12 protein-coding genes are annotated in these 13,050 nt (G+C 44.1%); 4 read left to right on the plus strand and 8 right to left on the minus strand.

What is annotated here, in order from left to right:
- Positions 1 to 158: 158 nt before the first annotated feature.
- A complete protein-coding gene (locus H6F63_RS06555; RefSeq protein WP_199297790.1) occupies positions 159 to 905 on the minus strand; it encodes a thioredoxin domain-containing protein in 747 nt (248 codons plus the stop codon).
- A gap of 59 nt (positions 906 to 964) precedes the next feature.
- Between H6F63_RS06555 and H6F63_RS06560 the strand changes: the two genes are divergently transcribed.
- From H6F63_RS06560 to H6F63_RS06570, 3 genes are all read left to right on the plus strand, one after another.
- The gene (locus H6F63_RS06560; RefSeq protein ID WP_190635903.1) at positions 965 to 1,162 is read left to right on the plus strand and encodes a hypothetical protein; all 198 of its coding nucleotides are present in this window, start codon (positions 965 to 967) and stop codon (positions 1,160 to 1,162) included.
- Between the two features lie 122 nt (positions 1,163 to 1,284).
- Positions 1,285 to 2,745, plus strand: a complete 1,461-nt coding sequence (gene gatA / locus H6F63_RS06565; RefSeq protein WP_190635905.1) for an Asp-tRNA(Asn)/Glu-tRNA(Gln) amidotransferase subunit GatA — start codon at positions 1,285 to 1,287, stop codon at positions 2,743 to 2,745.
- A 189-nt stretch (positions 2,746 to 2,934) separates the two neighbouring features.
- Complete coding sequence (locus H6F63_RS06570; protein ID WP_190635907.1) at positions 2,935 to 6,651, plus strand: DNA polymerase III subunit alpha; 3,717 nt, start codon at positions 2,935 to 2,937, stop codon at positions 6,649 to 6,651.
- Positions 6,652 to 6,703: 52 nt separating this feature from the next.
- Here the strand turns inward: H6F63_RS06570 and H6F63_RS06575 are convergent, their stop codons facing one another.
- The 5 genes from H6F63_RS06575 to H6F63_RS06595 all read right to left on the minus strand — a co-directional run bounded on the left by H6F63_RS06575 (position 6,704) and on the right by H6F63_RS06595 (position 9,825).
- Complete coding sequence (locus H6F63_RS06575; protein ID WP_190635909.1) at positions 6,704 to 7,117, minus strand: hypothetical protein; 414 nt, start codon at positions 7,115 to 7,117, stop codon at positions 6,704 to 6,706.
- A 93-nt stretch (positions 7,118 to 7,210) separates the two neighbouring features.
- Positions 7,211 to 8,395: a serine/threonine-protein kinase gene (locus tag H6F63_RS06580; RefSeq protein ID WP_190635912.1), complete on the minus strand. Its 1,185-nt coding sequence runs from the start codon at positions 8,393 to 8,395 to the stop codon at positions 7,211 to 7,213.
- Positions 8,396 to 8,527: 132 nt separating this feature from the next.
- Positions 8,528 to 8,830 carry a TMEM165/GDT1 family protein gene (locus H6F63_RS06585; RefSeq protein ID WP_190635914.1) on the minus strand — a complete coding sequence of 101 codons (303 nt, stop codon included), beginning with the start codon at positions 8,828 to 8,830 and terminating at the stop codon, positions 8,528 to 8,530.
- Between the two features lie 153 nt (positions 8,831 to 8,983).
- Positions 8,984 to 9,379 carry a TMEM165/GDT1 family protein gene (locus tag H6F63_RS29275; RefSeq protein ID WP_190635916.1) on the minus strand — a complete coding sequence of 132 codons (396 nt, stop codon included), beginning with the start codon at positions 9,377 to 9,379 and terminating at the stop codon, positions 8,984 to 8,986.
- 95 nt (positions 9,380 to 9,474) lie between these two features.
- Complete coding sequence (locus H6F63_RS06595; RefSeq protein WP_190635918.1) at positions 9,475 to 9,825, minus strand: YkgJ family cysteine cluster protein; 351 nt, start codon at positions 9,823 to 9,825, stop codon at positions 9,475 to 9,477.
- 215 nt (positions 9,826 to 10,040) lie between these two features.
- Here H6F63_RS06595 and H6F63_RS06600 point away from each other — a divergent pair, with 215 nt between their 5' ends.
- A complete protein-coding gene (locus H6F63_RS06600) occupies positions 10,041 to 10,169 on the plus strand; it encodes a photosystem II reaction center protein Ycf12 (protein ID WP_190428266.1) in 129 nt (42 codons plus the stop codon).
- Between the two features lie 149 nt (positions 10,170 to 10,318).
- On the opposite strand, the gene recJ is transcribed toward H6F63_RS06600, so the two are convergent.
- Together recJ and H6F63_RS06610 are read right to left on the minus strand one after the other, a co-directional pair.
- Positions 10,319 to 12,406 carry a single-stranded-DNA-specific exonuclease RecJ gene (gene recJ / locus H6F63_RS06605; RefSeq protein ID WP_190635920.1) on the minus strand — a complete coding sequence of 696 codons (2,088 nt, stop codon included), beginning with the start codon at positions 12,404 to 12,406 and terminating at the stop codon, positions 10,319 to 10,321.
- 50 nt (positions 12,407 to 12,456) lie between these two features.
- Positions 12,457 to 12,885 (minus strand): hypothetical protein, encoded by a 429-nt coding sequence (locus H6F63_RS06610; protein ID WP_190635922.1) that lies wholly within the window; start codon positions 12,883 to 12,885, stop codon positions 12,457 to 12,459.
- Positions 12,886 to 13,050: the final 165 nt, after the last annotated feature.

A 13,050-nucleotide genomic window follows, 5' to 3' on the forward strand; every position in this document is an offset into this window, starting at 1 on the left:
AGCGTTTGAACTCTCGATTCGATAACTTTTTTGTTTGCTCGTATCGCATGGGTAAATGGCTTCAAACTACAAAGTCTTTCATCTTACCATAAAATAATTTTGCAAGAGGTCTAATATACAAGCAATCGCTCAAAATTGAATCAAATGCCTAAATTACTTCAAGATTTGTTGACACTAGCTAATATGTTCTCGATATCGGATAGCTGCACCGCACCTGAGAAAGTTTCGCCATTTATCACAAAAAAGGGTGTGCCAGAAAGCCCCAAAGATTCAGCAAGTTGAATATCTTCTTGGATGGCGGTATCCGCAAGAATGCGATCGTCCTCAAACTTCTCCAAATCAAGATTCAACTTTTGGGCAATATCCTGATACAAACCCTCACCCAATTTGTCTTGTTGGGTAAAGAGCGCGTCTTCGTACTCCCAGAATTTTCCCTGCTGACTTGCAGCCCAAGCAGCTTTAGCAGCTAACATGGCTTCAGGATGAATTGGAGTCAGGGGAAAATGCTTGTACACTAAAGCGATTTCGCCTGGATGCTTTTCTATCAATTGCTTCAGTGTTTTATGAGCTTCGGCACAATATGGACATTGAAAATCTGAGAACTCAATCAGCACAACCTTGGAATCAATTGCCCCAGTAGTGGGAGATTCTCCAATCACCGCTTTAGTATTAGTTTTTAAATCTTGCAAAAATGCTTGCTGTGCTTGCTGAACCTGCTGTTGTTGCTGCTGTTGGTATGCCTGAACAGATTCCAGAATTACTTCTGGGTGCTTGCGAATAATCTGTAAAACTTGCTCTTCCAATCGCGGACTGGTTTGGCTAGCTGCTTGCGCTGGCGTTGACCAGCCGAACAATGCTAGACACAATAACAACATTGCTAGTTTCAATGCTTTCTTAGCCGCCATTAGGAAGAAAGTAGGGGCGATCGCCCAAAGTTGAACTCGACGCATAAATTACCTGGCTGATGTTGCTAACACGATCCAGTATGCTCGACTTGCGGGGTGGCGGAACAATGAGAAGGACGCGATCGCTTCCCAATAAAAATACTGATACCAAGCGCGATCGCCGGTTAATTCCCATAATTTTCCGCAATCTCGCCCCCAAACCCTCCCGAAGCGGGAAAGCGGGGATGCGTTCAATATTTACGGCTAATCAACTGTAAAATCCGCACGGCAAAAGCATTTCGCCTGTCTCAGTAGGGAATCATAGCAACAAGAAAGCGATCGCGTCTTTGGCGTAACCTATACTAAAAATCTAGACGGTGAATCGAAACGAGGTCATGGCATGGCATCCATCCGCGAGTTGCATAAACAACTCATTCGCAAAGAACGCTCAGCTGTAGAAATTACCCAAGAAGCTTTAGACCGTATTCAGGCGCTAGAGCCGAAATTGCATAGTTTTTTGTGCGTAACAGCAGATAGAGCATTGCAACAGGCTCGTGCAGTGGATGCCAAAATCGCCGCTGGGGAAGAAATTGGGCCGCTGGCGGGGATTCCTATTGGCATCAAGGACAATATGTGTACGCAGGGGATTCCCACTACCTGCGCCTCGAAGATGTTGGAAAATTTTGTCCCGCCTTACGAGTCAACGGTGACGCAAAAACTGGCTGATGCTGGTGCTGTCATGGTGGGAAAAACCAATCTCGATGAGTTCGCGATGGGTAGTTCTACGGAAAACTCAGCCTATCAAGTCACGGCTAACCCTTGGGATTTGGATCGCGTGCCGGGAGGGTCTTCTGGCGGTTCAGCGGCGGCGGTGGCGGCAAAAGAGTGTGTTGTAGCTATCGGTTCTGATACAGGTGGCTCTATCCGTCAACCAGCGTCTTTCTGTGGCGTTGTCGGGATGAAACCTACTTATGGGTTAGTTTCCCGTTATGGGTTGGTGGCTTTTGCTTCTTCTTTGGATCAGGTTGGCCCGTTTGGACGCACAGTAGAAGATACAGCGATTTTATTGAGAGCGATCGCAGGTTACGATCCCAAAGACTCTACCAGTCTCAAAGTCGAAATCCCAGATTACGCCAAAGCTCTCAGACCAAACTTTAAACCCAGAGGTCAGTTGCGAGTTGGTTTTATTAAAGAAACCTTTGGCGAAGGTTTAGACTCAACTGTGTGGCAAGCTGTTACCAAAGCTATTGAGCAACTGCAAAATTTGGGAGCGGAAATTCAAGAAATTTCCTGTCCCCGCTTCCGCTACGGTTTGCCCACCTATTATGTTATTGCTCCTTCTGAAGCATCCGCTAATCTCGCCCGGTACGATGGAGTGAAGTACGGCTTCCGCACACCAAATGCCGACAATCTTCTATCGATGTATACCCAAACTCGCGCCGCTGGTTTCGGGAAGGAAGTCAAGCGCCGGATCATGTTGGGTACTTATGCTCTCTCAGCGGGTTACTACGACGCCTATTATCTCAAAGCCCAAAAAGTCCGCACCTTGATTAAACAAGACTTTCTGCGGGCTTTTGAAAAAGTTGATATTTTAGTATGTCCCACTGCTCCTACAACTGCTTTCAAAGTAGGAGAAAACACAGAAGATCCGTTGGGTATGTATTTGAATGACCTGATGACTATCCCGCTAAATCTTGCTGGGTTGCCTGGTTTGAGTTTACCCTGCGGTTTTGATGAAAAGGGATTGCCGATTGGAGTGCAATTGATTAGCAATGTTTTGCGAGAAGATTTACTTTTGCAAGTAGCATATGCCTATGAGCAATCTACTGATTGGCATCTACGCACGCCGCAACTAGATTAGGTATCTTTCTCGTTCCCAGGCTCTAGCCTGGGAACGCAATTCTAGAGGCTCTCGCTCAAAGTATAAACGAGTTAAGAATAAGAACCCACCCTTATTTTAAATAGACGATTATAGGAGACTCTGCCTCCTGTAATCATTCCCAAGCTCAGCTTAGGAACGAGGAAACCAATTAGTAATTAGTAAAATAATATGTCTTTCGTAGGTTTACATATTCACAGTGATTACAGTTTGCTTGATGGTGCTAGTCAGCTACCCGAATTAGTAAATCAAGCAATAAAATTGGGAATGCCTGCGATCGCTCTCACCGATCACGGCGTTATGTATGGCGCAATTGAACTAATAAAAGTTTGTCGCGGTAAGACAATTAAGCCAATTATTGGCAATGAAATGTATGTAGTAAATGGCGATATTAAAGAACAAAGGCGAGGTAGAAAAAAATATCACCAAGTCGTATTAGCTAAAAATACTCAAGGCTACAAAAACTTAGTTAAATTAACAACAATTTCTCATTTAGAAGGCGTTCAAGGCAAAGGAATATTTTCGCGTCCTTGCGTTAACAAAGAACTTTTAAAAGAGTATCGGGAAGGTTTAATTGTCACCAGCGCTTGTTTAGGCGGCGAAATTCCCCAAGCAATTCTCCAAGAGAAGCCAGATATCGCTCGCCGAGTTGCTAAAGAGTACAAAGATGTTTTTGGTGAAGACTTTTATTTAGAAATTCAAGATCACGGTTCTCAGGAAGACCGACTTGTTAACGTTGAAATTGTCAAAATTGCACGGGAACTAGATATTAAAATTATTGCTACGAATGATTCGCATTTTATCTCCTGCAACGACGTAGAAGCGCACGACGCGCTGTTATGTATTCAGACGGGGAAATTAATTTCCGAAGACAATCGGATGCGCTACAGCGGGACTGAGTATCTTAAGTCTGCTGAAGAGATGAAACAACTATTTCGAGATCATCTACCAGATGATGTAATTGAGGAAGCGATCGCAAATACCCTGGAAGTCGCTGATAAAATCCAGCAATACAAAATTTTCGACGAGCCACGCCTTCCCGACTATCCCATCCCATCAGGTTATACAATTGACACCTATTTAGAAGAGACTGCTAGAGAAGGACTGCGAGAAAGATTTAAAGTTCGTTCTTATTTAGACCTTGGTTTAGTTTATCGAGAACGGCTGGATTATGAATTAAAAATGATTCAGCAAATGGGTTTTTCTACTTACTTTTTAGTAGTTTGGGATTACATCAAATATGCCAGAGATCATGGCATTCCCGTAGGGCCAGGACGTGGTTCTGCTGCTGGTTCTCTCGTAGCTTACGCCTTAAAAATTACTAATATTGACCCAGTACATCATGGGCTGCTATTCGAGCGATTTCTAAATCCAGAACGGAAATCTATGCCTGATATTGACACAGATTTCTGCATTGAAAGACGGGATGACGTAATTCAGTACGTTACCGAAAAGTATGGAAAAGAGCGAGTAGCACAAATTATTACCTTCAACCGTTTAACATCTAAAGCAGTTTTAAAAGATGTCGCCAGAGTGTTAAATATTCCCTATGGGGAAGCAGACAAAATGGCGAAATTAATCCCGGTGGTGCGAGGAAAGCCAACCAAACTCAAAGTAATGATTGGTGACGATTCACCCGCAGCAGAGTTTAGAGAAAAGTACCTATCAGACGAAACAGTTCGCCATTGGGTTGATATGGCGATGCGGATTGAAGGTACAAACAAAACCTTTGGCGTACACGCCGCTGGTGTAGTTATTTCCAAGCAAGCGCTAGATGAAATTGTACCGCTGCAAAAGAATAATGACGGCTTTGTAATTACCCAGTATTTCATGGAGGATTTGGAATCGCTAGGATTGTTAAAAATGGATTTTCTGGGGTTGAGAAACTTAACGATTATCCAAAATACGATTGATTTGATTAAGAAGCATCGAAATATCGATATAGATCCTGATGATGTAACATCTGAGGAAAGAAAAGCTTATAAAATTTTATCAAAAGGCGAACTTAATAAACGGCCAAAAGGAGTTGATAGTACCTATAAAAAGTTAGAAGAAGGTGATTTAGAAGGTATTTTTCAGCTAGAGTCGTCGGGAATGCGCCAGATAGTGCGCGACCTGAAACCCTCGAATATAGAAGATATTTCCTCAATTCTAGCTCTATATAGACCGGGGCCATTAGACGCTGGACTAATTCCTTTGTTTATTAATCGTAAACATGGAAGAGAAGAAATTGTCTATGCAAATCAGTTATTAAAACCAATTCTTGAGGAAACGTATGGTGTTCTTGTTTATCAAGAGCAAATCATGAAGATGGCTCAAGATTTGGCTGGATATTCTTTAGGTCAAGCTGACTTATTACGCCGCGCAATGGGTAAGAAAAAAGCTGATGAGATGGAGAAGCAGCGGCAACTTTTTATTGATGGAGCTACGAAAAACGGGATTGTAAGCACATTGGCTGAAGATTTATTTGAACAGATGGTGAAGTTCGCCGAGTACTGTTTTAACAAATCCCACTCAACTGCTTATGCTTATGTTACTTATCAAACTGCTTTTTTAAAGGCAAATTATCCGGTTGAATATATGGCGGCGTTGCTGACGGCTAACAGTGGCGATACCGATAAGGTACAGAAATATGTTGCTAACTGTTTGGCTATGGGAATTAAGGTGGAACAACCGGATATTAATCGCTCTCTTGTAGATTTTACGCCGTCGCAAGGAAAGATTTTGTTTGGGTTGTCTGCGGTGAAGAGTTTAGGTTTGGGAGCGATTGAGTGTATTTTGGCAGAACGAGATCAGGGGGGAAATTTTAAGTCACTGGCTGATTTATGCGATCGCGTCAACCTCCATGCTGTCAAAAAAAGCTCCTTAGAAGCTTTGATCCAATGCGGTGCTTTTGATAGTATCGAAACGAATCGAAACCAATTAATCCATGACCTCCCCTTAGTAGTAGATTGGGCGCAATCCCGCGCCAAAGACCGAGAAATCGGTCAGGGAAATCTGTTTGACTTTTTTGGGGGGACGACCTCCACTCAAGACAAGGCTAGTCCTGCTTTTGAATCTGCTCCCAAAGCGCCTCCGGTGAAAGATTTTTCCAAAACAGAGAAGTTGCAGATGGAAAAACAACTACTGGGCTTCTATGTTACTGACCATCCTCTTAAATCTGTAGAAAAATTAGCCGAGGGGTTAGATCCTGCCCCTATCAATCTCAGCCAACTGGAAAATGCGCGGGCGAAGTCAAAGGTCACTGTTATTGTAATGCTCACAGAAGTCAAGCAGGTGACTACTAAAAAGAATGAGCGCATGGCGATTCTACAAATGGAAGACATAACAGGTCAAACCTCAGCTGTAGTCTTTCCCCAAACTTATGAAATAATCAATTCATTATTAGTAACAGATACGCCTCTAATTATTTTTGGCAAAGCGGATCGGCGAGAAGATCAGATGCAAGTGATTGTGGAAGAAATTAGGCTGATTACAGCCGAGCAATTGGTAATAGCGGAAGTAACAGCGCCGCCAGTAGAAGAGGAACCTGAATTCCAGCCCCAGGAAACAACTTTTTCTGAAAAACCAAAGAATCACCATGAGGATAATGTGAGAATTGATGCTGAGCATTTGGTGATGGTGGAACTGACACCTGAGCGAATTAATGATGAGGCAAAACTTAAGCACCTGCTAATTCTTTTGGAAGAACATTCAGGCGACAAGAGTAAAGCAAAAGTTCCGGTGATTGGAGTTGTGGCGGGTGAATACGAGCGCAAGTTTGTGCGCCTGGGACAAGCATTCTGGGTGCAAAATCACAAACGTACTGTAGATGCTCTTAGATCCGCTGGTTTTACTGCCCGCGTTAAGGCTGTGACGAGTGGAGAATACTCGTCCTATGACTATTAAATTTTCTCGTCATCCACAAGAGGAAATAAAACGGCCAGGGATTCCATTGATTTTAGTTGACTGCGTTCTCCTTCAGTTCCTTGGGAGATTTGTAGCCAGCTTGCTCCGCTATTTTCCTGCTTGGAAAACAGATATCGGGCTTGATTTTGTCGTAATTTTTCGCCTTTGTCCCGGTGTAGACTTTACCTCGTTTTTTGGTATTTCTCCCCTTAATCGGCGCATTACTTGGGCAATTATTTCCTTGAGGCGAAACACCTAATTTTTCAGATGTAGCTTTACCAGATGAACTAGGGGAAGCTTTATTTTCATCTACCGAAGGAGAAGGCGAAGCAGTTTCAGAAGTAGGTGAGTTGGGAGAATTATTAGTTACAGGTACGTTAGCTTCTTGAGTACAACTAGAAAGAGTTAAGCCGAGTAAAAGCACTATGGATGGAATCCATTGACAATGATAATTTTTCAAGTTCATTAACTTTCTCGGAAAGCTTAAAAAAGGATATTGTAACCTCTAAAAGTTAATTTTTTATAGTAAGTATAGTCTACCCTACAAAATATAACTTTGCTAAGTCTGAGTTGGCGGTTTTTTGGGTTTTGGAGAGCCTAGAAACTGAGATTTTAATTCTTCCAATTCCAGATCAACTTGGCTTTTTGATTGTGCAGGATTAGGGGATGAAGGTTTTTGGGGAGTAGATTTTTGATTTTCGTTCTTAGAGGTGCTAGCTTCCAGAAACTGCGATCGCATCTCTGCCAATTCGTCATCAACTAGGCTTTTAGACTTGCTAGCCGAGGGTTTGATAACGGGCGTTGTCCCTGGCTGTGGATGAACAGGCTTTGCGGGTGTCGCAACTGTTGGTGTTGTTGCTTGCTTCTGCTCTTGATTCAAGTCTTTTAGCACTTCTGCTGCTGATTGATAGCGCCGACTGACAGCAGTTTGCAGCATTTTGTCTAGAATTTTACCTAAAAAACCGCTGACTTTAAAAGTCAAGAATTGTCGCCAAACCCAGGCATCTTCGTTGATATCATATAAGTCAAACGGAGACATCTGAGTTAATAAATGAATGCAGGTAACTCCTAAACTATAAATATCGCTGACAAAGGTAGCTTTGCCTCTAGCTTGTTCTGGTGCTACATATTCGGGGCTGCCAATGCTGGTTCCTGTTTGCAGTAGGGCGGCACCAGTGGCAAATTTAGAAGCCCCAAAATCGACAATAACCAGACGTGTGTCTCGACTTCTCCTAATAATATTTTCTGGCTTAATATCCCGATGAATTACCTGATGATTGTGGACAAATTGCAGCACAGGTAATAGATCGTTTAACAATTGGAGAATCTGAGTTTCATTAAATGCACCGACCTTTGATAGTTCTTCAGCTAAATTTTGCCCGTCGATAAATTCTTGCACCAAATACTGCCGATCGTCTTGGGTAAAATATGCCAGCAGTTCTGGAATCTGGGGATGTTTGCCTAGTTCATCCAGTCGCACCGCTTCTTGATTAAATAACTCAACTGCCTTTTGAACGGTGCTGGTGCCTTGGGCTTGGGGATAAAATTGCTTAATAACGCAGGGTGGTTTTGAGGGTTTGTCTTCATCCACTGCCAAAAAAGTTCTGCCAAAGCCTCCCTGTCCAATTGGTTTGATAGCACGGTAGCGCTCTTTGAGCAGCAATTTGGTGCCACAGGTGATACAAAACTTTGTATCATTAGGATTCTGGGGATTTGGGCAAGTGGGATTGAGGCAATAGCTCATAATGGGAAGCAATCAGCGGATGACTCTATATTAAGTCTTCCCTATGTTTTCCCGTAAGAAAAAGCGCCCAAAAGACTAAATAAAGCTACACAAATAAAGCCCACAGACGCGGGTTGAAGAAAATGACAAATCTTATAGTGTCTCTTCCGATTCTTCGGACGAGTTGGCATCAGGCCACAGCAGGCGCATAGCAATCAAGGCAAATCCAATTGCCGCGATCGCTTTCAAAATCCGCGCCGGAAACAGCACCGATACGCCTTCTCCTGCCAGAACTCCCAGTAAACTAGCTAACAGCAGTGCTGTGACTGTCCCAAAAAATACAGCGCGGGGAGATTTGGAACTGCCAGAGAGCGCGATCGCTGCAAATTGGCTTTTATCTCCTATCTCTGCCAAAAATACCGTAATAAAACTAATTCCTAAAAGGTGCCAATCCATAACTATTTCTTATTGTTTAATTTATCCTCGTTACTAGGCTGAGCCTGGTAACGCTGTTTTGGAGGTGCCTACTTCAATAATTAATGCAACTACACCAGTGAAAACAAGCCTCACTATAAGCATTCCCAGAATCTGCCTGGGAGCGAAAAAGCTTTAAAAATGCACTACGTCCCAGAACAGCATCGCAGAAACGCACAGCAAACAAACTCCAGCTGCCGTATCCAGGGTTTTCGGCGAGAACTTGGTTGCCAGAGCGCGCCCCAACAATACCCCTAGTAAACTTGTAGCGATGAGTGCCGCTGCTGCACCTGCAAAAACTAGCCCAGGTGACTGAGATTCCGCACTCATCAGCAGAGTTGCTATCTGGGTTTTGTCTCCCATTTCTGCCAAAAATATCGTCAAGAACGTCGAACTGAAAGCTTTCCAGGGCAAACCTTCCAGCTTAGATGCTGCTGGCTTCTGGTAAGACTGGCGCGTTTGTGCAGGTTTCGCTGGTTCAATAGGACGCTCCAAAGTAGGCAAGCTGGGAGGCAATGTCGATAGTTTCACTCTTTAGTTCTGCTTAACGCTGCATAGTTTTCATATTCTTTTCATTTTCTCAGATGTGTGTCGGAATATCAAGCTTTTGAAATTACAAAGCCTTCTCAGAAGCCAACTTCGCTGTTAAAGCGGATCATTTCTAAAGAGCGATCGCCATAGACGCCTTCAATCTGCTCGCGACAACATTCAATCGCAAAGTCGTTCAACTCCTCTGGTTCAACACCATACAAATCCTCGAAAACATCTGACTGTACTCGACAGAAGCGAGGACGGTCTGTATAGATGCGGCATTCTCGCGCCGTATGGTCAAAATTCACGCACCATCCTCCTTCCCCCACCATGCTCAGATAAAGCTGTAACTCATCTGGGGTAAGATACTCATCCAAGTCTGGTCGGTCTGCTGGGTCAAGATGACAGCAGGCTCCACATTGCTTAACACAGCCCCAAGTCGCCATTGTTCAAAATCTTTCAAAAAGTTCTCGTTCCTTGAGCTTAACGGTTTTTCCTTGGCAGCTGTTCAAGACGGCTACCCGCAATTCCTCTCGTTTATTATACTTTTGTAAACTTGCTTTAATAAAGGAGCGATCGCTAGGTAAGATTAGATGGCAAAATTTCCAGCTTTGCCAGTTAAATCTATACGTAGTAAATACCCTCATCAAAGGCAGGAAACATGGAATTTTTCAGCTCTTTAGGCAACCTCAACTGGGAAGTAATTGCTCAGCTCACCTTTGTGGCACTAATCATGCTTGCTGGGCCAGCGGTCATTTTCGTGCTGGCATTTCGCAACGGCGACCTCTAAATTTCCAGCGTTTGTAACCAAAGTGAATCTTAAACGCAAAGGATCGCTAAGGGAAGCGCAAAGGTACGCAGAGGGTGATTAAAACTTTGCGCTCCTTTGTGAATCCCTTAGCGTCTTTTGTGTTTAAAGGTCTTGACTTTTTAGATAAGTTATGTACTTCTTCCGGGTAGGTTCAAAGCTTTGAGAGCCGCCTTAATTAGATGAAAATATTTCGGTTCGGTAACATCCACCTGGGCGGAATCTGCGGCTGTTGTCCCTAAAACCCCGGTTCTTTGTCCTTGCTGAATAGCTAGAACTTTACCTTGATTATTTTTAATTTTTAATTCTTTTAAAGACTCGTTCAGACTACAGGTGTAATGACGTTGGTTGTAGTAAAATTCGGCTTGAGGCTGTGGCGAAGCCAGTGAGGAGATTTTGGGAAGTCGGACACCTACTAATTCCAGCTCAATTGTGGTGTTGCCATTCCAGAAATTTTCTTTTAATTTGTAGGCGATATCCACTCGCGGCGGCAAAGGAAAGTAATCGCCCCAACGCCACGCGATCGCTTTAATTTTGTAAACTGGGTCATCCTGCAACACTGTCAGTTTAACGTGACCTTTCCCCACAATTTTTTGCTCCATAACTCGAACATTAGGAGTCCAGAAAATCGGGTCGGAGTTTTCGATACCGCAGGGGTGAAGGCTATCCATCTGCTGATATAAACTGAGATTAATTTGCTCCAGGCTAGCCTGGGCATCAATCTTCAGCAACGGCTTTAAATGTTCAGGTTTGAGGCATTGGTTAGCAAAAATGCACAACCGTTCTCGAAATGCTTCTAAATTCTCCGCTGGCATAGAAAAGCCGCCTGCTGCCTTGTGTCCGCCAAATTTCCCCAATAAATCTTGACAATACTGCAAAGCTTCAAACACATGAAATTCAGGAATTCCCCGCGCTGAACCCCGAATGTGTTGCTCATCCTCATAAGTCCCGATAAACACCGGAACGCCGTAGCGTTCAACTAATCTGGAAGCAACAATTCCAATCACGCCATGATGCCAATCTGGTTGAACAACAACCAAAACCCGGTCTTGCTTTAGAGAACTTGCATGGAATGTCTCTACATAAGCAATAGCTTCTTGTTCAATTTCCTCGCATAGTTGCTGACGAAGTTTGTTAATTTGTTCGCACTGCATCGCCCTTTCCAGCGCCAGCCCCATATCATCAGTTGTCAGCAACTCAATTACGGTTAGGGGGTCAGCAATGCGTCCTACAGCATTAATTCGGGGGCCAAGGCGAAAACCAATATCCTCCGGCTTTAGGGATTTTGCATTTTGGAATCCCCCCTTTTTTACGAGAGGATCGGATTTGGGATTTTCTGGTTCGCTGTTTTCCGTTCCCTGTTGTACCCCAGACATTTGAATCAATGCTTGAACCCCTGCTAGTTGCGAATGCGGCAACTGTTGCAAACCTCGCTTTACCCAGCGACGATTAACACCAGTTAAAGGCGCTAAATCCGCAATGGTTCCTAGAGTAAATAGCTCTAAAAGTGGCTTTACTAAGCCTTTAGCTTGACCCAGTTGTTGAGCAAGCGTTACTGCCAAAATATAGGCAACTCCAACACCAGCAACACCCCGATAAGGCGAAGATTCGGCAATTAGTTTCGGGTTGAGGATGGCATCAGCTGGCGGCAGTTTTTCTGGGATATCGTGATGGTCGGTGACAATGACTTTTACACCCAGTTGTCGCGCTCTATCAATAGGATCAAACGCTGAAATGCCATTATCTACAGTTAAAATTAGCCCAACACCTTCTCGGTGAAATTCTTCTACAATTCGCCTATTAATGCCATAGCCTTCACTCATGCGGCTGGGAATGGCATAATCTACCTGTGCGCCTAACCACCGCAGCGCCCGGAGTAACAAAGCAGTGCTAGTCATGCCATCAGCATCGTAGTCACCACAAATAGCAATTTTTTCACTGGATGCGATCGCATCTTTCAACAGTTCCACACTAATTGCTAAATCTGGAAAATCCTCCAATGGTGAAGGCAAAACCTGCGATTCTGGTTCCAGAAATGCTTGCACCTCTTGGTACGTTTCCATCCCCCGATTGATCAACACCTGACCCAACAAAGGTGAAAGTCCCGTTGCTTGCGCCAGATGTTGAGCTTGTGCTTCAATGCTGGGAAATATCTGCCACCGATGATTAGGCAATCGGTGAGAACGAGAGGATGGATCTGATGATGGTCGGTCTTGCACAGGTGTCTTAATTTAAGCAATCCGGCTGTGGCCATCCTATCAGCTTTGAGCTAAAAAACCGCAACCCGACCGTCGTCTTTAAGATAAACTGTGCGATCGCCTGGAGGACGACCACCGGGACGCACTTCTATCCGCAAAGTTCTCGCATTCGGTTTCCCAATGTTCACCCGCAATGGCAAACCAGTAGCATCCCACAACAAAACTGATAAATTTGGGTCGGTACTACCTCCCCTAGCAAAAGATACCGCTTGTCCGGGATTAAGAGGAATCGGGTCAGTCCCCAACACCCTCTGCATCTGAACCAAACTTGATGTTAGATTAACAACCTCAAAGGTAATGCGTTGTCCCGGTATGAACTGAATCGGCGGCGGCGGACATTTATCAGCACAGGTTCCGGCTGCTGCTGGGTTGATTTTTCCTGCATCCCCAAGCAGTAGACTAGCTGCAACTAAGACGAGTGTAGGTAGAAGTTTAGACATGAAAACTTAAATTTTACACACTCCATACTATCTCGCGTCGCGTCTGTCTGCAGGGAGCATCCCGGTTTTGTAAAACTACTATCAAGAGAGGATAATAGGTAGAGCGTCAACAGAAGTGTGAACTGCATTCGTAGGAGGAGCGGCTATGACCCCTGAACAAAAGGA

This window comes from Trichocoleus sp. FACHB-40 (genome assembly GCF_014695915.1).
GTDB lineage: Bacteria > Cyanobacteriota > Cyanobacteriia > Cyanobacteriales > FACHB-T130 > Funiculus > Funiculus sociatus.